The organism is Pseudomonas sp. PAGU 2196, assembly GCF_022179005.1.
In the GTDB taxonomy this organism is placed as follows: domain Bacteria; phylum Pseudomonadota; class Gammaproteobacteria; order Pseudomonadales; family Pseudomonadaceae; genus Aquipseudomonas; species Aquipseudomonas kermanshahensis.
The window spans coordinates 159,574-181,293 of the sequence record NZ_BNTL01000008.1 but is presented as its reverse complement, the minus strand read 5'-3'; the positions used below and the strand labels follow the sequence as shown (position 1 = coordinate 181,293).

At 61.7% G+C, this 21,720-nt stretch carries 10 protein-coding genes; 5 read left to right on the top strand and 5 right to left on the bottom strand.

Translation table 11 applies throughout. From position 1 onward, the window contains the following. Positions 1 to 355: 355 nt before the first annotated feature. A complete protein-coding gene (locus MFF34_RS08180; protein ID WP_099428956.1) occupies positions 356 to 1,000 on the bottom strand; it encodes a glutathione S-transferase family protein in 645 nt (214 codons plus the stop codon). A 190-nt stretch (positions 1,001 to 1,190) separates the two neighbouring features. Between MFF34_RS08180 and MFF34_RS08175 the strand changes: the two genes are divergently transcribed. The 5 genes from MFF34_RS08175 (at position 1,191) to MFF34_RS08155 (ending at position 5,599) form a co-directional block, all read left to right on the top strand. Beyond that, the gene (locus MFF34_RS08175) at positions 1,191 to 2,510 is read left to right on the top strand and encodes an FAD-binding oxidoreductase (protein WP_238212283.1); all 1,320 of its coding nucleotides are present in this window, start codon (positions 1,191 to 1,193) and stop codon (positions 2,508 to 2,510) included. Positions 2,511 to 2,522: 12 nt separating this feature from the next. Next, on the top strand, positions 2,523 to 3,293 hold the full coding sequence (locus MFF34_RS08170) for an NAD(P)-binding domain-containing protein (protein ID WP_238212265.1): 771 nt from the start codon (positions 2,523 to 2,525) through the stop codon (positions 3,291 to 3,293). A gap of 213 nt (positions 3,294 to 3,506) precedes the next feature. Further along, positions 3,507 to 4,886, top strand: a complete 1,380-nt coding sequence (locus MFF34_RS08165) for an MFS transporter (protein WP_027593696.1) — start codon at positions 3,507 to 3,509, stop codon at positions 4,884 to 4,886. A gap of 12 nt (positions 4,887 to 4,898) precedes the next feature. Continuing rightward, on the top strand, positions 4,899 to 5,249 hold the full coding sequence (locus MFF34_RS08160) for a cupin domain-containing protein (protein ID WP_238212255.1): 351 nt from the start codon (positions 4,899 to 4,901) through the stop codon (positions 5,247 to 5,249). 11 nt (positions 5,250 to 5,260) lie between these two features. Continuing rightward, entirely contained in the window at positions 5,261 to 5,599 is a 339-nt protein-coding gene (locus tag MFF34_RS08155; RefSeq protein WP_027593698.1) for a RidA family protein, read from the top strand. A 77-nt stretch (positions 5,600 to 5,676) separates the two neighbouring features. Here MFF34_RS08155 and MFF34_RS08150 read toward each other — a convergent pair whose 3' ends face one another. The 4 genes from MFF34_RS08150 to MFF34_RS08135 form a co-directional block, all read right to left on the bottom strand. After that, positions 5,677 to 6,738 (bottom strand): GlxA family transcriptional regulator, encoded by a 1,062-nt coding sequence (locus tag MFF34_RS08150; protein ID WP_238212253.1) that lies wholly within the window; start codon positions 6,736 to 6,738, stop codon positions 5,677 to 5,679. Positions 6,739 to 6,852: 114 nt separating this feature from the next. After that, a complete protein-coding gene (locus MFF34_RS08145; RefSeq protein WP_238212251.1) occupies positions 6,853 to 9,690 on the bottom strand; it encodes an RHS repeat domain-containing protein in 2,838 nt (945 codons plus the stop codon). Between the two features lie 81 nt (positions 9,691 to 9,771). Continuing rightward, positions 9,772 to 14,109, bottom strand: coding sequence for a SpvB/TcaC N-terminal domain-containing protein (locus MFF34_RS08140; RefSeq protein ID WP_238212230.1), 4,338 nt, complete (start codon positions 14,107 to 14,109; stop codon positions 9,772 to 9,774). 97 nt (positions 14,110 to 14,206) lie between these two features. Then, on the bottom strand, positions 14,207 to 21,670 hold the full coding sequence (locus MFF34_RS08135; protein WP_238212228.1) for a neuraminidase-like domain-containing protein: 7,464 nt from the start codon (positions 21,668 to 21,670) through the stop codon (positions 14,207 to 14,209). Between the last annotated feature and the right edge of the window lie 50 nt (positions 21,671 to 21,720).

Sequence of the window (21,720 nt, the reverse complement as noted above, 5' to 3'; positions counted from 1 at the left end):
CCGCCGCCACCGCCGCCACCATGGCCGCCGCCACCTCCACCACCGCCATCCTTCGCATACGCGCTGGACGCACCGCCAATGGAGTCAGGCACCAACACGGCCGACGCTGACAAAACCGCGCCGATTGCCAAAGCCAACAAGCATTTTTTGAGCATGTAGAGCCTCCGCTTGGAGTAGCACGGGGCTTGCACATTGACACCCCGTGAGTTCCGGCCCCCCATGGGGCGACCTGCAAACCAGTGCGGCCTTCCATCTGCAGCGGGTGAGCGAGATCCATCAGGGCCAACTGGCCAGTTGTTGCAGAATGTGTCTTACGTCCTGAGCGTAGTCATGCGCTAGCGCTTGTCACGACCAGTCATCCGAATGGCGCTTGAACAGGCGCTGTCCGCGGCATCAGGTCATAGGGGTGTTTCCAGCCTGGCGTGCCCTTGATCCGCGCTTTCCAGGCCTCGATATGAACGAATTCGTCCAGCGCGATACCCGTGTCTTCAGGCATGAACACATAACCCGCCAACGACAGGTCGGCGATGGTCAAGCGCCCGCCGACCATGAACGGCGTCTTCGCCAAATGCGCATCAACGATGCGATAGGCCGCCGTGGCGCGATCACGCAAAAACTTGGTCACATCGGTTTCGCCCATCTGTTTCAGGCAATAGATAAACCGCAGCGCCGCGTAGTAGCTGGTGAACTTGTGGTTGTCGAACAGCATCCAGCGCCAGATCTCGCGCTTTTCGTCCTCATCGCGTGGGCCAAACTGGCCGGTTTGCTCAGCGAGGTATTCCAGGATCAAGGCCGATTGGGTGAACGACTTGCCCGCGTGTTCGAGCACCGGCACCTCGCCCTGCTCGTTCACTTCATCGCGCCAGGCCTGCTCGCGGGTCTGGCCGTTGAAAAAGTCGACGAACACCGGCTGCCAAGGCTGGCCGGTGAGTTCGAGCATAAGGGCGGCTTTGTAGGCATTGCCGGATTCGGCGAAGCAGTGGAGCGTGTATTCGGACATGGCAGACCTTCAGTTTCCTTTGAATGATCGTTGAGTGCCGGGGCCTTTGCGCGGGCCAGTCACCGGCAAACCGAGCAAATCACGCAGGGCTTGTCGCGGTCAATTCAAAACCTCCCACGACCCGTCATTCCCGTTATATGCCCCGCGCCCGGGCCATGCGACAGTGAAGAAAACAACACGGATAAAACCCATGTACAGAAACACCTCTACCCCCGCGGACGACAACGGTTGCGGCTGGTTCCACCTCAGCCCCCTGCGCCAGCCACGTGCCGCGCACCGGGGGCGGAGCGAAGCGCGCTGGGTGGTGCTCGGCGCTGGCTTCACCGGCCTTGCCGCCGCGCGGCAGCTGGCGCTGCATCACCCGGATGATGAGGTGATGCTGCTCGAAGCCCAGGAAGTCGGCTTTGGCGCCTCGGGGCGCAACTCGGGCTTTGCCATCGACCTGCCCCATGACATCGGCGCACCGGACTACATCGGTGAACTGGCCACCGCGCGGATGAACCTCAAGCTCAACCTGCGCGCTCAGTCGATACTGCACACGCTGATCCAGCAGCATGGTATCGACTGCCAGATCCGCCCAGACGGCAAGTACCAGGCGGCGGTCGAAGACAAGGGGTTGGCGGTGCTCGAAGCGTACCGCAGCGGCCTGGAGAAACTCGGCCAGCCCTACCAGATGATCGATGCCCGTGACCTGCCCGAGCACTTCGGCACCGCGTTCTACCGCAAAGCGTTGTACACCCCAGGTACCCAGTTACTGCAGCCGGCCGCCTTGGCCAAAGGCCTGGCAGACAGCCTGCCCAGCAACGTGACGCTGTACGAACACACCACCATCACTCGCATCGAACAGGGCACGCGCATCACCCTCGCGCATGCCCATGGCGAGATCGTTGCCGAGCAGTTGCTGCTGACCAACAACGCCTTCGCCTCGTACTTCGGCTTCCTGCCGGGGCGGCTGCTGCCGATTTTCACCTACGCCAGCATGACCCGGCCCCTGAGCGAAGACGAACAAGCACGCCTGGGTGGCAAGGCGACCTGGGGCATCATCCCCGCTGACCCGTTTGGCAGCACCCTGCGACGCACCCCGGACCAGCGCCTGCTGGTGCGCAACAGCTTCAGTTTCAACGCCGATGGGCGCGCCAACCAGCGCCACCTGCAACGCGCTGGGCGACAGCACCGGGCGTCGTTCGAGCGGCGCTTCCCGATGCTCGCGGGTACGCCGTTCGAATTCACCTGGGGCGGTTCGATGTGCCTGTCGCGCAACCACCAATCGCACTTCGGCACGCTGGCACCCAATGTCCATGCGGCGCTGTGCTGCAACGGCCTGGGGATTACCCGTGGCACTGCCACCGGGACCCTGTTGGCCGACTGGCTGAGTGGCGAGCGTGACGAGCTGATCGACTTCCTGCTGGGCTCGGCCGGGCCCAACCGCAACCCGCCGGAGCCGCTGCTGAGCCTGGGCGTCAACCTGAACCTGCACTGGGGCCAGCGCCGCGCCGGCCTGGAAAGCTGACAAGGAGGCATCATGCGTAGCCTGGGCATCCTCGGGGTCGGCGAGCTGACCGAAAAAGTCGTTATCGGCCTGCGCCGCGGTGGTTTCGACGGCGCGATCCTGCTGTCGCCACGCAACGCCCAGCGCGCCGAAACTCTGGCCCACGCACACGGTTGCCAGGTACTGCCGAGCAATCAGGCGGTAGTCGATCAGGCCGAGGTGCTGATGCTGGGCGTGCGCCCAGAATCACTGGCACACCTGGCCGGCGAGGTACATCTGCACCCCGGGCAACGCCTGCTGTCGTTGGCAGCAGGTGTGAACCTGCAACAGCTGCAAGCCGCCTTCCCCGCCGCTCACTGCGTGCGCGTGATGCTGTCTTATGCCGCGCAACACAACCAGTCCACGGTAGTCGTCTACCCCCCGGATGCCCCCACTGAGCAATGCCTGGCCGCGCTGGGCAACCTGGTGGTATTGCAGGATGAAGCCGCATTCGAGCTGGCCACGGTGGCCGCGTGCATGAATGGCTGGTTCTACTTCCTTTTGCACGACCTGCAGCACTGGCTGGCTGACAAAGGCCTGCCCGCAACCGAGGCACGCGCCTTGGTGCTGGGCAACCTGCACGACTGTGTGAGCAGTGCCCAGCGCCAACCCGAACACACGCTCAAGGCCCTGGGGCAAGCGATTGCCACGCCGGGCACCTTTACCGCCGATGGGCTGGCCGTGTTGATGCATCAACCGGTAAGTGCCAGCTGGGGTGCGGCCTGCGAAGTGGTGCTGGATGCGCTGTTGACTCGGTCGCGGTAAGCGCAGCTTTGTGCTGCAAAGAGGCCGGTGACAACGCCGTAAATCTTGGCTGATGTCGCCGGCCTCTTCGCAGCACAAGGCTGCTCCTACAGTGCCATTCACACCTCGCAATGCCATCCCACGACCCGTCCGAACCGTTATAGGGAACCCCTGCAACCCGGTGCCATAGTGCCGCCACGCAAGTGCGTCAAATAACAACAAGAGGTAAGTCCAATGTCTGTCCCCAAACGCTCCGTCGAAGATGCGCCACTCAATGCGTTCCACCGCAAACTGACGGTCTATTCCGCCGGTGGCCCGTTCCTCGACGGCTATGTGCTGAGCATCATCGGCGTGGCCATGCTGCAGATCACCCAGGCCCTGCAACTGTCGGCCTTCTGGGAGGGGCTGATTGCGGCTTCGGCGCTGATCGGGGTGTTCCTCGGCGGCTTCCTGGGTGGCTGGTTCACCGACAAGTACGGGCGCAAGGTGCTGTACCTGGTCGACCTGATCGCCATTGTCGGTTTTTCGGTAGCGCAGTTCTGGGTCGAGTCGGCCTGGGCGTTGTTCGCCTGGCGGTTGTTGATCGGTATCGCGGTCGGCGCCGACTACCCGATCGCTACCTCGCTGCTGGCCGAGTTCCTGCCACGCAAGCAACGCGGGCCGCTGCTGGCGGCGATGGTACTGATGTGGTTCGCCGGGGCCGCTGTGGCCTATGTGGTCGGTGAACTGTTGCTGCGCGTCGGCGGCGATGACGGCTGGCGCTGGGTATTGGCCAGTGCGTTGGTCCCGGGTGCGTTGTTCCTGATTGCCCGTAGCGGTACGCCAGAATCGCCACGTTGGCTACTGAGCAAGGGGCGTACTGCCGAGGCGGATGCCGTGATCAAACGCGTCTATGGCCCGGATTACTCCATCGCCGACCTGCCCGAACACGTCAGCGGCAAACCGGTGTCGGTGTGGTCGCTGTTCCACTCCGGCTACGGCAAACGCATGGCCTTCGTCACCCTGTTCTGGACCTGCGCCATCGTCCCGCTGTTCGCCATCTACGCGTTCGCCCCAAAGGTGCTGCAGGCGCTGAAGCTCACCGGCGACTGGGCCGCCTACGGCTCGATCGCCATCACCCTGCTGTTCACCCTTGGCTGCCTGCTGGCAACCAAGCTGATCAACCGCCTGGGGCGGCGCAAGATGCTGATCCACAGCTTCCTCTGGTCGGGCATGTCGCTGGTGCTGCTGGGCGTGTTCCCCGACGCATCGCCCACCACCGTGCTGGTGCTGTTTGGCGCCTACGCGGTGTTGATTGGCGGCGCTCAGGTGCTGGAATACGTCTACCCCAACGAGTTGTTCCCCACCGAGATCCGCGCGTCTGCCGTTGGCCTGGCCACTTCGCTGTCGCGTATCGGCGCGGCCGTGGGCACCTACCTGGTGCCTATTTCCCTGGCCACCTATGGCATTGCCAACACCATGTTCGCCGCCGCGTTGATCTCACTGTTCGGTGCACTGATCTCGTGGTGGCTCGCCCCAGAGACCAGCAAGCTCGACCTGCAGCAAGCCGCCGCGTTGGGCGGGGCCGCCCCTGCACCGTCACCGTCCTACAAAACCGTTGCCCGTAAAGCCTGAAGGAGCCACACCATGAGCCACGTGCTTACCGTTGTCCGCAATGCCGCTGCCTCGCCCCTGGGCACGCCAGCCCCTGCCCGGCTGCCGATCGGCGAACCGATCGCCCACGCCGCCAGCGCCCAGGACCAGACCGATGAAGCGGTGGGCGCCAGCATCGGCGTCTGGGAAAGCAGCCCCGGGGTGTTCCGCCGCTTCCTGAAAAACCGCGAGTTCAGCCATATCGTCAGCGGCAGCTGCACCTTTACCCCCGACGGTGGCGAGCCGGTCGAGCTGCGGGCGGGCGATGCGGTGCTGTTCCCAGAGAACTGCGAAGGCGTGTGGGAGATCCACGAGACCCTGCGCAAGACCTACGTACTGTTCTGAGGAGCGCGCTGATGATCGAACGTATCAACCCCGGCAAACGGGCGAGCCAGATGGTTCTGGTGGATGGCCGCCTGGAAACCTCCGGGATCGTCGCCCTTGCACCGGGCGATATCGCTGCGCAGACGCGGTGCGTGCTGGCGCAGCTGGAGCAGTGGCTGGCACAGGTTGGCGCAGGTAAGGGCAACCTCACCCGCGTGCAGATCTGGCTGGCTGACATGGGGGAGTTTGCGGCGATGAATGAGGTGTATGACGCCTGGGTCGGGCAGCAGCCACCGGTGCGGGCGTGTGTGGGGGCTGCGCTGGCGGCGCCTGAGTATCGGATCGAGATTCAGGCTTTTGGTCAGCTTTGATAGCGCCGGGGCCGCTTTGCGGCCCATTCGCAGGCAAGCCAGCGCCTACACGGGTAGCGCTGGAGATGGCTACACAGCTACAGCTCCGGGTCCAAGCCTACTTTGTCCCCATGCCAGTCAAACCGCTCCACTTCATGCCGCCGTTTGCGGAAGCTGTAAGGCGTTTCGCCGTACTGCTTGCGGAACCACAAGATGAAGTGCGATGCATCGGAAAACCCACACGCCAAGGCAATGGTGGTGATGTTCTGGCTGGTATTCACCAGCAAGCGCCGGGCGTGGTCCAGGCGCAGCTTGCGCCAGTAGTTGGCCGGTGGCTCTTGTGTATTGGCAACGAACTCGCGGTGCAACTGCCGCGGGTGCGTGCCCACTGCCTCAGCCACGGCCTTGAGGGTCATCGAGGCATCCAGGTTGGCGCGCATGAAGGCAATGGCCCGCTGCACACGGTCGTTCTGGTAAACGCTTTCGCTGGCGGCCTTGTCCTCTTGCGCGTCGGCACGCTCGTCCACCAGCAGGTACTCCAAGCCCTTCTGCGCCCGCACCGCACCACAGTGCCGGCGAATCAGGCTGGCCGCCAGGTCGATGGCCGTGCCGCCCGGGCAGGTGATGATGCCGCGGTCATCCACATAGCTCTTGTCGATCACGGCGGTGGACAGCGGGAAGCGCTCCTTGAACTCATCGCGCAAGGTGAAATGCAACGCGCACCGCCGGCCATCGAGCAGGCCGGCCTTACCCAGCACGAACGAACCTGAACACAGGGCAATGATCGGGATATTGGCCGCATGCACCTCACGCAGCGCATCGAGTAGCCAGTCTGGGGGATTACGCGTTTCGCCCAGCAGCCCGCCCGCCAGCACGATGTAGTCGTACTGGGCAAACAGGTTGAGCGGTTTGGTCGGCGAAATGGGCATGCCGCAACTGGCGGTGATCGGCTGGTCGTCCAGGGTCATCCAGTCCCATTGGCAATACACTTGCTGGCTGCGGAACGACTTGTCGGCGGCGAAGCGCAACGAGTCGACCAGGCCGGCGACCGGGACCAAGGTGAACTGGTTGAGGAGCACGAAGCCAACCCGCAGTTCAGGTTTGATCTGCGAGGCGGCTTCGGGGGGCGGTGGTTGTTGTTGATCTTGTAGGGCGACCATGGACGCTGCTCACATGACATCCGAAGTGGGTGTCATTCTAGGCGTCTTCAGGCGTCCGTCCTATCATATTTGGCGCCAAAAATAGAAGATATCCGACATGAAATATCCCATCAGCTAGCGTTTAGGCGACTGCGCCCAGTTCATTCTCTCTTGGTAACTGACGCCGAGCTCCTTAGGATTGGCGCCCAACACACTATTTTCATTTGTGAGCTGAACCGCGAGGAGGTGCTTTTTCCCTTTGAAATCGAACTCATAAATCGGTCGACCGTCTTTGCCAGCCCTTAAACCTTGGATGCCGACGATTTTGCCATGGATCAAGGCCGTCATCACCGCCTTGATGATATCTGATCTTGTTTCAATGCCTACGTTTCTGAGGTGGGCTCGGTGTTCACCGGTGACATGCCTTAAACCCTCTTTGTTTACACCGTTTTCCATGAAAACAACCTGTCGTAAACCCTTCTCGGGGTCGGGGTTTATCCTTTGGCCTATTGCCAAAATGCTGCTCAGATTTCCTTGTCTATTCGTAGGGAGCTCCGACTTCAGATAGTTAAACAGTTTGCTGTCAGGAAGACCGAACCCACTCTCGAAATTGACTTCTTGTTCAGTACTCTCCTTCTTTTTTTCCGCCTTTCTTTCCTGTTTATCCTTACGAGTAGGTACGACATCCCATACGTCCTCATCCGGAATATCTGCAGCAGGTGGCTCTGGGCGAGAAGATGAGGCCACCGCACCAGCAGCGTCACGGCTCGGCCCTGCTGAAGCAGAGGTTGACGCGACCGGCTCCTTTACAGCGTCACCACTTCCGCTGGCAACCGGCGTGCCTTGTGCTCCGGAACTGTTCCCCCCGCCCTTGTTCTTGTTCCCTTTGCCCCTCAACCCCAATTCATCAACCAATGTCATCGGGTTGTTACGCACCATCGCGTACAGGTTCAAGCCATCCACCGTGCCTGCCGGGTCCGCACTCAACCACCGCCCCAACCAGGGCTGGTAATAGCGATACCCGTAGTAGTACAGCCCCGTCGCATCGCGCTCCTTGCCCGAATAACGAACGCACTTATAGCGCCCCTGCATTTCGCTGCGAGCGGCCCATACCGCAGTGCCGCCGTACGGGTAGTACTCCTCTCGGCTGATCACCGCACCACTGCCATCGACCTCCAGGCAACCGCTGCCCAGCTGGTCGGCGTAGCTGTAACGCAGTTGCGCGTCGGCAAGTTCTGGCGGTTTACCTGCAGCCCAGTGCAAGGCCCGCACCTGGGCGTGACCGGCTTCGCCCACCAGCACCGCCTGCAACTGCTCGGTCAGCGTGCCGCCCTGAGTTGTACTGCGCAGCTCCAGGCCTGGCAGGTACTGCACACGTTGCGTGCGCATGTGGGTCGCGGTCTTTTGGGTACTGACCTTGAGCACGCGTTGGTTACCGATGTCATAGCGGTAACTTTCGCCATCGTCCTCCGCCCCTTCGCGCATGACCTGGGTAACGGCGTGCAACTCACCGCGCGGTGTCCAGTTCAATTGCTGCCCCGGCAACAACGCCTTTTGCTGGCCACTGGCATTGAACAACGCGTCGACGGCGGCCGGGTCCTGGGTGAGCGCACTGTGCACCGCCCGGTTGCTGCGGTCGCTGACGGTGATATCGGTGGTGTAGCTATGGTTTGTGGCAGGCGCGCTGTGGCGGATGCGGGTCAGGTTGCCCGCCATGTCGTAGGTATAGGTGCGGTTGTAGCGGCTGTAGGTGACGTTATCGAGGAGCGCCATATCCGGCAGGTTGGCGCCCTGCTGGCCGGCATTGGCCATCTCGCGCCCGGTGGCGCTGGCCAGCTGGTACAGGCTGTCATAGACATAGGTGCTTAGCGGTTCGACTTTCTGATTGCGCCAGAAGCGGGTTTCTTCGGCGTCGTTGCGCACGCTGAGCACATTGCCCACCGGGTCGTAGGCGTAGCGCAGGTCTTGCAGCACCTTGGCCCCTTGCGCGTGCCCTGTCGGGCGCTCGGTACGGACTTCGGCCAGCCGCTGTGTGCGCGGTTCGTAGCAGTATTGGATGACCAAGCCGTTACCGTGCTCCTCGCGCAGCTTTTGCCCGGCAGCCGAATAGCTCAGGGCATTGAGGATGGCTTGCTCAGGGCAGCCCTTGAGCGTCAGCCAACGCTGCGTGAGTAGGCCAGCCACATCGTAAGCCTGGCGACGCAGATGGCCTGCGGCATCACGCGTGGTCAAGGGTGCACCGGTCGCATCCACCGTAGTCAGCGTGGTGCTGGCTTCGCTTTCCGGCTGCAGTTGGGCCTCCCAATCGGCAGGCTGTTCACTTTGCCAGTCCGCCCCCACCTGCGGGTTATCGGCATCCGCCAGCAAGCGCTGTGTGGTCGCTAGCGGGACGCCGGTCATGCCAACGCCATGGGTCTGCAGCAAACCGGCGGTGTGGTAGTGCTGACTAGCCTGGCCCGCCAGATTGTGGGCTTTTTCTGCGGCGCTGTTGCCGGCATAAATCAGCCGCTCCAGCCGACACACCACGTCGCCGTTGACCTGTTCGCTGATCCCCAGTAGGCGCCCAGGCAGGTTGGCGTTCTCGTAATGCCAGGTGCGGGTGACCGCTTCACTGCGCAGGTGCTCGCCGTGTTCATCGAGCGCGATTCGCGATACGGCCAGCAACGGGCGCCCTGCTGCGTCGCTCAGGTTGATCGACACGCCGGCGTCGGCGCTTTGGGTGCACACCGGGGTACCGACCAGGTCGGTCAGCCAGGCAAAGTTACCCCGGCCGCTGGCGTGCAGGCGCGGGTCGCTGCTGTGGGTCATGAAACCCTTGGCGTCATACTGCTGGCGTGTAATCCGAGGTTGCGTCAGGGTCGGTGTGTCCGGGTGGCGGTGGTAGTGGATGGTCCGGGCCACCAGGCCGCGGTTGTCCACGACCGTGACGGTAGGGGTATTGCGATGGACAGCATTGTCCGAAAGAGCAAGCATCGCGTGCCTCCTGTTCTTGAATTCTGCATGGGGTTGAGTGGCATGGCGTGCGCCAGGTAGCGCGCGCCATCAAGGTCGCGTTCAGGCCGTGTCGTTTTCGTCTTGCGCTACCGTGAACCAGGGGTAGTACTCGGTACGCCGTTCCCAGCCCGCGGCGGTGAGGACGCGGTAAACGCGCCCCATGGCGTCATACAGCTGGGTATCGGCATACAGCCCGGGGTGGCCGCTGTCATCGCTTACAGGGCGCCAGTCATCGAGGTAGTACGGCAACCAGGTGCGCACGGGCTGGCCTTTGTTGTCGTACTCGGTCTTGCCTGTCACCGCCCAACGTCGCGCTGCCGGCTGCACGCGTGCAGCACCGTTGGCATCGCGCTCGAGGCTGCCTGCGACGGTGCGCACCCACGCATCGCCAGGCGCATTCAGCACGGCGGTCTGCAACAGGCGGCCGGCACCATCGCTGTGCGTCACGTTTACCCGCAGCTGCTGCGCGGGGTCGCCGTCGTAGCGGTCGGTCTGCAGGCTGATGATATGTGGCGGCTGGCGGCTTTCGCCGTCGTCCCCAGCGGGCAGGCCATTGGCCTTGAGCAGGCGACGCAGCCCCAGCTCGCCCATACGGGTAACCACAAGGCGCCCTTGGCTGTCACGTGCCAAGGGCATCCAGCTGTCGGTCACCACCCGGTGCGCCGTGGCCACGGGTACCTCGCCTCCTTCGAGCGCCAGGATGCCCTCTACCGTTGCCGGCAGCGTGAATGCCTTGCTGCTATAGCCGGCCAACTGGCCCTGTTCCGTGCCGTGGAAGCGGGTTTGTGTCACTCGCCCCAAGGCATCGAGGCTGACCTGGTGCTGGTTGTCGTTGGCATCGGTCATGGCTACGGGCGTGAGGAAACGCCAGTCATACTCGAAGCCGGTTTCCAGGCCAGCGGCGTCGGTTATCTTCAACACTTGCAGGGCGTGTGGGCTCCAGTCAACTCGCTGTTCGCCAAGCAGCTCGCTGGCACGCAGCGTGGCCAGTCGATAGAACAGAGGCGCACCCTGGTGCCTGCTCAAGTCGTGGCGGCTGACGTACACCCGCTTGCCGTCCTCGGCCAAGGCGATGAGGTGATAGCCGCCGTTGGCCTGCCACTGTGCCAGCTCGTGCGGCAAAAGCGTTGTCTCGAGCGCAGCCAAGGTGGCGTGTTCGAGCATGGCGGTTTCGCGGTAGGCCACCAGCGCCTGGCGGATTGGCGCCGCGGTCAGTTGCCCCTGGGCATCGCACCATTGCTTGCGCTGGTAGCCCGACAGCGTGGCAGCGTCCAGGCCCTGCAACGGGCTGTCGGGTGCCAGCAGGTGCTCCACGCTGAAGCCGCCCTGTGGCAGCGCGTGCGTTGGCAGCGCAAGCACATCGGTACGGGTCGCTTCGATCAACCCGGACACGTAATCATGGCCGTCCTCCAGGCTACGTACCCGATGGCGCGCGTGCTCAAGCCAGGCTACGTCCTGCTGAGGGTCGCGGGCATCGTCCAGCAAACCGGCTGGCAGCGAAGCTGGATAAGGCGATGGGGAGACTGCGACCCGGCGCGGGTAATGCACCTGCACCTGCTGCAGGACATGGCCGTACTTGTCCTGGCCAATCACCAGTTTCTGCGTGATAACCGGGTCCTGGACAATGCGCTCGGTAGTGAAGGCCAGGGTCTCTACTGGCGTTACCAAGGCTGCGGGCCGGTCGGCGTGCGCGGTCTCGTAAACCCGCACTTGCCAGCGCTTACGGGTGATGCTGTACGGCAGCCCAGCGTGTTCAGTGCCGTCAAGGCCGTAGGTTTCACTGCGTACTTGGGCCCCCTTCAAGGCACAAAGCAGCCACTGCCGGGCCGCACCTTGCGGCACGTAAGGCACATCGTGATCAGCTTCAAGGCGGGTGAAGCGCACCGGTTGCAAGGGAAAGTCCGCCTCTGCGCTGCGCTGCGCATCAAAGCCCTGTGGCGCGATGCTATCTAGGTCTTCGATGCCGCTGAAGAACCACTGGCGTACTTGCGCCGGCGGCGAACGCTCGGCGGCCGTGCCCTGGGCGTCGCTCAGGGTGTCGGTCTGGATCAACTGCCTGAAACCGCGAAACTCGCGCTCGACAGGGTCCCAGACCGGGCTCTGATAGCGCATGCCACTGACGGTACGCAGGCCACTGATGTCGTCCACAAGGGTCACCTGGGCCAAGGTGTGAACCGGGAACGGCAAGCGACTGATCGCTGCCTTGCCCTGCCCCTGCAGGGCACGCTTTTCATCCAGCCAGCTCTGCGCCGAACTGCGGTAGTCGAACAGCGTACGGCCACCGGTGTTGCTGCACACCTCAGCCAGCAACCAGGGGCGTCGGTCGTTGAAGCGGTACACCCAGCTGCGTGGAGAGAGGTGCGGCACAGTCAACACCAGCTCTGCACAACCCTGCCCGCGCAAATCGACCAGTTGCAGTTTACAGCTGGCATCGAGCACGACCCCCTCAGGCGCCGGCACGCAATAGCCTTCGACAAACCGATTGCCGTTATGGCTGACGAATACCCGGATGCGGTCAGCGTCCACATAAAGGATATCGGTAGTACCACTGCCATCGGTATCGCCAAGCAATACCCGCGCGGCGTTGAAGTGTTCGATGGCAAAACCCGTCATCTGCACAGGGTTGGCAAAATGACCGTGGCCAAGCATCGGCCAATAGGTGACGCCCTCGGCCGTGACCTCGATCAATTGCTGCAACCCTGTACCCGCCAGGTCGGCAAATGCCACCAGCCGGTGCTCGCCGCCAGGCAATGGCAGCGTGGGGCCTGCCACGATGTCGCTGGCCGGCTGCCAGCCGGCACCACGCACCCTGGCAGACAAGCGCACGCTACGTGGCCCGATCATCACCAGGTCCTGCTGCCCGCCCCCGCTGAAATCGACCAGTTGCGCATCCCCATGGGCCAGTTCGCTGGGCATGGCGTCGGCGGCAATGAAGTCACGCCATTGCCCATCCGGCGTCAGGGTGAAGCTGCCGCGAACACCCGGCAGGTTGACCAGCCATTGCGGCTGGCCGTCACCCTCAAGGTCGGCCAGCATCCCGGTGCCGGGGCGGGGTGCTCCCGGTAATACCTGTGACTCGCCCCACCTGATGGCATCGCCACCCAGGTCACTGTTGCGTTCTGGCGCGCGATACCACCAGGCACCTGCATCCTGGAACAGCAAACCCGGCAGCCCCTCGCCGTAAAGATCCACCATCTGCCAGTGCGGCGCGCAGAAGCCATCGAGGTCGGGCAATGCCTCCCAGCACGAGTACTCACGCCCTGGGCGACTCGGCTCGAATTCCACCGGCGGCAGCAACAACGGCGTGCCATCCGTTTCGTACGCGACCTGTTGCGCGGCGACCAGCACCGAGGCGACGCCCGATGCGTCATACCCCAGGTGCAAGCGCGAAACCAATTGCGGGCTTGGGTCAGCCTCCCCGGCCATCATTCGCGTACGGTGCCACAGCAGCACCTCGTGGCAAAGCCGCCGCACCCGTTTATCGAAGCCCAAGCGCCAGTACGAAAAGCAGTCCTCGCGCACCGGCCAGGGTGACTTCACCTCGAACGCCGGTGGGGTGTTCACATCCACGCCCCGCTCGCCGTAGTCGAACTGCATCACGGTCATGAAATCGTCCGGGCGAAAGGCCTGCTGCGGTATCAGCAGCGCTGCGCTTGGGGTTGCATTCATGGCGTGGACGGCGACCAGGTAGGTGTTGGCAACCTGCGAGTGCATGGCCTGTTCGTGCGCATCGCAGCCCGCCTGGTCTTCGCTGCGGTAGGTGTAGACCACATGCTCCCCCGTGGCACTGACGGTCTCTTCGGCATACCAGCACGCGACCTCTGCCGGTTTGCCGGGCTTGGCCAGGCGTGCGGAGGCCGACCAGCCAAACAGCGTAATGCTGCCGTCGGCATGGTATTGCAGCCAAAAGCCCGGCGAGTCAGGGCTCGCTTGCGCTTGCCAATGCTCCAGGCGCTGGTCGCGGCCGCCACTGCGCTGCACCCAAGCGGTTACCGTGTGAGCAGCGGGGGTATCGGAAAACGGCAAACTGGCGACAGTGCGCGGCGCCCCGCGGTCGAGCAGGATTTCTTCACCGTCGGGGCCCTGCCAACGGTCACTGCGGGTGTAACGGGGGACCCCCAGGCGGTCCAGGCGGCAGACTGTGGGCGGGCTACACTGCCAGCCAGCACCGAATGCGCCATTACCTGCCGAAGAACGGTAGGCCAGGCTCAACGACGGCGACAACGCGCGGCCGACCGGCAATGGTAATGGCAGCGACCAACCTGCGGCGCCGTCGGCGCTGCCCACTGACAGCATGCCTCCGCCCGCCGAAACCGTACCGCCGCCCTTGGGCAGCGAGGGGGGGCTGAACACAGGTTCACCGCCGGCACCCGAAGGGGTGACAGACATATCATTCATGATGTTGCTCCTTGACGACCCCCGCGCCTTGGCGCAAGGGTCAGGAAATAGGAAGTTGGCCTCAGCGGGAGGGCACCGGGGTACCCTCCCCTGCTCCTTAGCGAACGGTGAACTGCACGTGCAAAATGATGTCGCTGAGGCGTTCCAGCAGTGCCCGCTGATCGCCCTGGGGCTGGGCGAAGTTCAACGTCATCTGGGTCTGGTCTTGGTCATCATCCCCCTTGGCGATGTGCAACCCTTCGAACGGCAGCAACTGGTTACCTGGGCGAAATGCCGGGTAACCATTGAGCTGGCTGAACTGGCCGTTGTCCTGCATGGCATGGGAGATGTTCATCTCATCACAGCCCGCAGGCAGGCCTTGGGCATTGGTCAGCAGCCGTGCATGCACATCCTGGTAGGGGCCCAGCAAGGCTGGCAGCGAGACGGCAATGCTGCGGATGCGTCGCGAAGCTGCAGTTTCGAAGCCTGCTGCCAGGTTCAACGTTTTAAGGCCGAACTGGATCGATAGCATGCCGTTCGCAGCCAGTGCAAAGCTGCTGTTTTCAAGCGTGTCATCGACCTCAACTGTCTTACCGTCAAGCAGCGCCTTGACCGCCTCACCCAGGGTTACGGCTTTGTCTTGCGAGCTGAGCTTGCCGTCGAAAAGCCTGGCCAATGACACTGTGCGCGTCACCTCAAGCTCGCGCTTCTGCCATTTCACCCAGGCCGTTTCCATCTGCCCCAGTGCCAACATCAGCCCCTCACCACACAGCAAACCCGCCCAGGCGCTGTTCCAGGTGCCGGTGCGCAGGTACATATCCGTGTCGCCTTTTTCCCACTGCAGGGCCTTTTGTGCCATCAGGCAGCGCGACACGGTGAGATCGTAATAGGTGTAGAAAATGCTCGCCAGGCGTGCGCGCAGCCAGCTGTACATGGCCTTGCCAGTGAACTTGCCTTGGAACAAGGCAAGCTGGGCCTGTGAATGGGCAGCTTGGGTGTTCAAGTGGGCAATCTGCATGTGGGCGGAGGTTTCACGTACTGCCAGGGCATCGAGTTGAGCCTGTACGGTCGCCATCTGTTTCTCTGCCGACTCATACTGGAACTTCCAGTCAGCACGACGGCGTGCGAAGACCTCCTCTTGGCTAAGGCGCGATGCCTTGATGCCATACACTTTCGAGCGCGCGCCAAAGCCGTAGGCAACGGCCTTCAATATGTCTTCCGGTTTACCGCCACCGTTAGCGAAACCAAAGATCTTGGGGAAGGCGGCAATGACCGAAGCACCTGCCATAATGGCAGATTCAGCCGCACCTGCCTGTTCAGACTCGGTTCGCAACTTCAGCGCAAGGCGCTCGCGATCAGAGATGTTCCTTTGGTAAAGGTTCAGGTAGTGATTGCGACTGGCCGTGGCCGCCACCAGCGAGCTTTGCAAGGTCACGCGGTCGGCTGCCAGCTCCTTGAGGGTGTGCTTGAACAGCGCCACATTGCTCTCGGCAAGCTCCGCACCCTGGCTGGCCAGCATGCCTGCCAACGCCTCGGCATCCTGGCGCTCAAGAATCCATTGCATCTCGCTGCCAAAATGAATCAGCTGGGCGGCCATGCTGCGGGCACCGTCGAGCAACACGGTGAAGCGCAGCGCCGGCACGTCGTTGACTTCCGTCAGGCCACGTTCGCCACTCGCCTCTGCCGCCACTGCAGCGGCCAGCAACGCCTTGGGGTCGGCCGGTGTGGCGTATAGCGGCAAGCTTAGCGGCTGGCCATCAAGGGTCAGGTTGTGGCGCAGGTTGTACTGTCGAATGCGCAACGCCTCCCAGTAACCGAGCAGGGTGCGGTTGACCTCTGGCAGAAACGGGCTTTCGCCGGGCACTGCGGCCTGCCCCAACACGGGTTCGTTCCATCCCGTTGCCGGCGGTGCCCAGGGGGCGTCGCCCAGCAGGCTCGCCGCGCGCTGGTACCAGACACTGGCTTCGCTGAGGGTGTCGCGCTGCAGCTTGCGGTAGGCGGCATCGCCGCGGCCGATGCATATGTCCAGCAGGCGCATGAAGACGTTGTACTTGTAGTGCATCGGGTCGTTCTGCGCCACGGCATCCGGGTCGAGCGACTTCAGAGGGTCGTCGTTCCAGCTGCTGTCTTCTTCCAGCGGCCGTACATTCCACATCCGCTGTGTGCCTACGCCGGATATTGAGTAGCCAGCCGGGTTGAACACGTACTTCAGCCACTGTTCGGCAAGGTCAAAGCGTTCTTCCTGAAGGAAGCGCTGCATGACCAACATTGGGGTGTAGTAGAACAACTCCCAGAAATACAGGGCATTGGCGCCGGTGAAATCCATGCTATCAGTGTCGTTCCTGCCAAATACCTGCACACTGTCCACATTGTCCTTGAGCAGCACTTGGCCGGTAGATGCCGCATCAGAGTCACGCTGAATTGCCAGGGTCTCGCTTGAGATCATGATGCTAAGGCCTGATATGGCCTTGTTGTGTTTAGCGCTGTATTTCGTCTCCAAGTGGTAGAACTGTTGCCCGACATACCGCTGATCCGACTCGAACATCATGCTGGCGAGCACCTTGGCGTTGCTGAGCTGGCCCCTCCAAAGCAAGGTGCGCTCCTCTTTGTCGGTAGCAAGCCAGACTTCGGCCCAGCGCTCTGGGCCGTGATACGAAGCCTTGTACACCGGAAGTGTCAGACGCACGACGACGCCAAGTTTCGGCTCGGCCATGAGCTGGGTGTCGTAGTTCAGGATTGCGTCGATCCCTGAGACCGCCTTTACCGTCAGCTCCCGGGCGAACAGGGTGTTAAGACGGGTTACCTGCCCTCTGTGCGCCAGATACTGAGCGCCTTGATCAGTGGCACCGATGATGGCGGTCTTGAGTACATCGGCATCTTTGTAAACCTTAAGGGTGTAGTTGCGGGTGTTGCCGTTGCCAAACATGTACTCGACGCGGTGCAGGGCTTCGCTCGCCCCATCCCACTCGCTGATATCGCCCATTGGTGCGGTGGTGTTCAACCGTACCTGTGCCGGCCCTTGTGCCAGATCATACTCCTGGCTGGCCTGTGCGGTTTTAAAGCGCTTGCCATCGACGCTGTAGACGCGGCATAACACTTCATTAGCAGGCACTCTGCCAAGCAGGTTCAGGTAATCCTGAGGGTAGAGGGTGTCGTCAAAATGGCGCTGTGTGTAGCCCAAAACCCCAGGTATATTTCTTGGTGAAGGGTCTGAGCTCGAGTCCTCATTAAAGTAGAGACTCATGTGCCTTAACTGACCCTCTTGCTTAAAATGGGCGCGCGCGACCACTGCGTCCCCGGCAACGCTCTCAATCCTATGCAACACAGTCCAATAAGATAAGCGCGGCTCGTTAGCGACCCATGTAATAGAGCTACTGTTATGCCCGAAGTAGGTACTCATTTGTGACGCACTGATGACCAGATACCCCCAATAATCGTTGCCTTCTCGACGCAACAGCAATGCACCCTCATCACTGCGTAACAGGCCGCTTATTTTTCTTGTTTCTGTGGCCAATACAGGATAATGCGCAAGGAGGACCTCAACCCATTTATTTTCAATGGGTGGCCGCTGTTGCGCTACCGACAACTGGCTGCGAAAATACAGGCTGTAGGTGTTCCCAGCCTCCCCTACACCAGCGATAACCTTGGCTTCATCGAGGCTTGCATCAAACTGCGTAAAACCGCTGGGCGTACCATTCCCGGCAGTGACCGGCATGTGATTTTCCGCAGTTGGCAGCTCCTGCCATTCGAAAACCGCGCACATGCTGGTATCAATGGTGGTATCCAGCCAGTGCTGCACCGGCCCCAGGAACAGTTCGACACCGCCCAACGTGCGGCTGCTGAAGTTCTCGGAAATCTCCAAGCCGGCAACAATAGAAGCTTCGCTAACTTTCTCTGCAGCCCGATCATAGATGGCTGCCAGCAGCCCATCACGTTGCGGCCAGGCGGCAAGAAACAACGAGAGGTCTTCCAGAACTGTTTTATCGCCAATATTGACTGTCAACGGATATTCGATGGGCACGCTCCACTTGCCGTCATAGCGCAGCCAGGCCAGCTTGAACGTCCAGCTCCACTCACGCAGTTTCGGCTGCCCGTTGTCATCGCGGGTAATAATTTGCTCCTGGCGCTCTACCCAGCCCAGGTGCAGACGCCCGCGGAATACCACAGGCCGAATCAGGCGCCCTTGCACTTGCGGGGCCAGTTCGATTTTTGTCCAGGCGGTCCAGGCATTGGCTGGCAGCACGCCTTCGGGGGCACGCTTGGCTTCGTCCACAGTGCGCCACCAGTACTGGTGAAGCTGGCTACGGCTACGTCCGATAAACCAGGATTTGCCCGTGTCGGCTTCGCGGCTGTCGTGATAGCCACTGATAGTCTCTAGGTTGGCGACTTCCTCGAACGCACTCAGGTAGCCCTGGAAGGCATCGCCCACCGTATCGTCATTAATCTGCGCCTGCCCCAGCGTTTGCAGCATGTCGTCCATTGCCGGGGTTTGCCCCAGGCGCACTGTCGGGTCGATGTAGTTCTCCGGGTAGTACATCAGCATTTGCCCTGCAGCCCAGTTGGCATAGCTGGCGTTCCAACGCGTCCAGTCCTTGAAAAACTGGCGACCCAGGACAACATGGCGCACGTTGGCCGGGTCCTCTGGGGTCGACAGGGTGCAGTGGATGAACTGCTGCAGGGCCGACATCGCTTCGGCGATACGGCTGCTTATCACCTGTTCGGCGTTCAGGACGTCGATCAACAGGTGCTTGTTCAGCGCTTCGACAGTGAAGTGCTCTTTCGCGCCCAGCACGCCAGTCAGCGCCAGGCTGAGCGGCCGCTCCGTGGCGGCATGGGCCGCAGTGACCTGCGACGGTTTCAGGCCTGCCTGAAAAGCGTCTACCATCTGCCGCCATTCGGCCCAGTCGTCGTCCTGGGCCAGCAATTTTGCCAGCGTGTCCGGCATCACGGCATAGGCTTCGGTCAGTTTCGCCCATTGCATCAGCAGTTCGATTTCCTGCCAGCTGTGGACCTTTGTCGGCTCTTTCAGCTCGTCTTGGCCATGTGCATGCGCAGCCGCCTGCGCCAATGTCGCTTGAGCAACACCGGTCGTCAAAGAAAGCTGGGACAACGTTACGCCTGCACCTTCTCCAAGTGCCGCCAGCAGTGCGCCGCCTGCGCCTGACGGGTCCGCTAGCTTGCTTAGCCAGTCACTGAAGTTGCCGAGCGCCATGAGGGTCTGGACATTCCGCGGCAAGCCAGCGCTGCCACTGTGCCCGGCGTTGGCTGCCAGCAACTGCGGCTTTTCCACCAACAGGCGCAGCGCATCGCCTGTGACGCCGCATCCATGTGCGATGAGTGCCATTTGCGCGAGGGTGTAGGCAAAGTCGACCAAGGCACGTTCATGCGGGGCCGCTGGGTCGGCCTTGCGCAGGCGTTCGCAGGCCTGCTGCAGCGTAAGCCCACTCGGCTCGGCACCGTCTACCCAGTTCAACAATGCGTGCGCCAACGCATCACCACTGAGGTTGAACGTGGAGGCGATCAAGGGCGAAAGCACGCCTAGCAGATCCTGCACGGTCGGTGCTTCGGGGAGTTGCGCGGCGCTCAAGGCGGCCCGCATGTCGTTGAGTAGATTGCCGACTTCGGTACTGGCTGGGATGGCCTCGACAGCGCGGGTCATCAGTTGCAGATCGTGAACGGTCCAGCCACAGGCTGCCATCCAGTCGGTGGTACTGCGCACCTCCTGCAACAACAGCTGCCATCCGCTGTTGTCCAGCGAGTGCATCGGATGCGGCGCGCCCATCATCTGCAGCAGTTGGCGCAGCTCAGACAGCGTCAGACCGTGATGCCGAGCCCACAGGCTCAAGGTGTACAGCGCGGACAAATGGGACATGATGACATTCATGCCGACGTCAGCATCCGCAAGGCCACTGATAAGCCGGCCCAGCTCGAGCAGCCCTTCGTCATCGGTCTGGCAGGCACGCTTGAGGGTTGCCTTGATGTCGGCATGCTCGCTGGCATGGTCTGGGTGCAGGCGCAGCCGCGTATTGTCTCTGATCAAACCGCCTGCAACCAGTGGCGGATCATTGAACAGGCGGTCGAACTGGCTTTTTTCAATGCCGTCGGACGCTTCGGAGATAAACCCCCTGGCCATGAGCAGCGCGTCCTGGTGATCGATGCCGTAACGCTTTACTGAATGGGCGGTACGGAAAACAACGGCCAGCGTCTGGTCGGTGATCTGGCTTGGGTCGACACTGTTTATGATGTCTTGCAGTGCCCGTGGGGACAGCTGGGTCACTTTGTACAGGCGCACGATCTTGTTCAACTGAAGCAGGTACGCTGCGATCGACAACCGCGTGCAGGTAACATTTAACGTGCTTTCACGGCTCTCATGGTCAGCGCTAGCGGACCGCGTCCATTTAGCGGTGAGCGCGGCCTCGGCCGGCACGTCGGCCCATTCGAAACTGTGGCGATACTCGACATCTATCGCATAGTGGTCGAGCCCATAATCTGACGCTTTCAGTGCAAACTCAAAAGGACCACTGAGTTCAAATTTAACAACGCGATTGATCTGAAACTTGAACGCCAACTGCCAAGTGTCGTTATGCAATGGATACAACCGAACATAACGCATGTTGGGAGGCGTATCACTCAACGTCAACTGAATAATTTCGTCATCGGCACGTGTCGTCAGCGTGCGCCCAATGTATTCGGCTTTATCCATTTCTCCCATGAAGCCTTGCAGCTCAGCGTCTGTCAGGCCAAACCAACTGCGCAAGCGCGCGGGCTGCATCATGGAGGTTGGCGTCATGCCAGGGAAGTACTTGATAAACTGCGCCTCAGCATTCTCCTCGTTGATGTCGTCCGTCAATAAACAGCGCAACGCGGGCGAGATATCATAGTGAAGGCAAGCCAGTGCCGCGTCATCCAGATGGTTGGTGAAGTGGGGTGCCGCCAGCAGGTGCGACAGATCCGGATCGTTCTGGACAAACACCTGGCGCAGGCGGTTGTGATGATGATGGTACGGCGTCGTGCTGGTGCCGACATCAGTCGACAGGGCTTCAAGGAGCTGGTCATTATTCAACGCCGGGCTGCCCGGCTGGGTAAGCGCCGCAATCGCTCGGCTCAGCAATATCTCATTGGACAGGCTGAGCGCACTGATTGGCGTGTCCAGATTATTCTGGCTGAGTACCAATTGCCGCAGATCGGGGCGGCGTTCGTCGATATGCCAGGGGTTTTTCGCGGGATACAACTCCTTCGCCTGTTTATACAGCTCTGCCAGGTAAGCCGCCGGCGAAAACATCGAGGCCACATCTCCAGGGGCACAGTATCGTCCTGGGCGCTCGATCGGCCCATCGTTAACGTGCTGGAGGCTCTGCGGCACAAGCGGAGAATTACGGATGATGATACTTTTCTCATCGAGCAGGGTTTGGTTGCGTGCCCGGCGTACGTGGTCATGTAACTGGCGAGCCTCGTCCATATCAACCATCTCGCCCAATTGCTCACGCAGTTCTTCGGCAGATAGATCGCCCATAGACGCCAGCGAATCGACCTTCAACTTGCTCATGAGAGACTTACTCTGTTCAGAAAAATTTTGAATCATTAGATAACCTTGCCGCAATAAACCACTAGACAAGCCCACCCCAGGGTGAG

Coding starts and splice junctions, on each gene's coding strand:
- MFF34_RS08170 (WP_238212265.1), top strand. CDS start 2,523: ATGCGTAGCCTGGGCATCCTCGGGGTCGGCGAGCTGACCGAAAAAGTC.
- MFF34_RS08175 (WP_238212283.1), top strand. CDS start 1,191: ATGTACAGAAACACCTCTACCCCCGCGGACGACAACGGTTGCGGCTGG.
- MFF34_RS08165 (WP_027593696.1), top strand. CDS start 3,507: ATGTCTGTCCCCAAACGCTCCGTCGAAGATGCGCCACTCAATGCGTTC.
- MFF34_RS08180 (WP_099428956.1), bottom strand. CDS start 1,000: ATGTCCGAATACACGCTCCACTGCTTCGCCGAATCCGGCAATGCCTAC.
- MFF34_RS08140 (WP_238212230.1), bottom strand. CDS start 14,109: ATGAATGATATGTCTGTCACCCCTTCGGGTGCCGGCGGTGAACCTGTG.
- MFF34_RS08150 (WP_238212253.1), bottom strand. CDS start 6,738: ATGGTCGCCCTACAAGATCAACAACAACCACCGCCCCCCGAAGCCGCC.
- MFF34_RS08160 (WP_238212255.1), top strand. CDS start 4,899: ATGAGCCACGTGCTTACCGTTGTCCGCAATGCCGCTGCCTCGCCCCTG.
- MFF34_RS08145 (WP_238212251.1), bottom strand. CDS start 9,690: ATGCTTGCTCTTTCGGACAATGCTGTCCATCGCAATACCCCTACCGTC.
- MFF34_RS08155 (WP_027593698.1), top strand. CDS start 5,261: ATGATCGAACGTATCAACCCCGGCAAACGGGCGAGCCAGATGGTTCTG.
- MFF34_RS08135 (WP_238212228.1), bottom strand. CDS start 21,670: ATGATTCAAAATTTTTCTGAACAGAGTAAGTCTCTCATGAGCAAGTTG.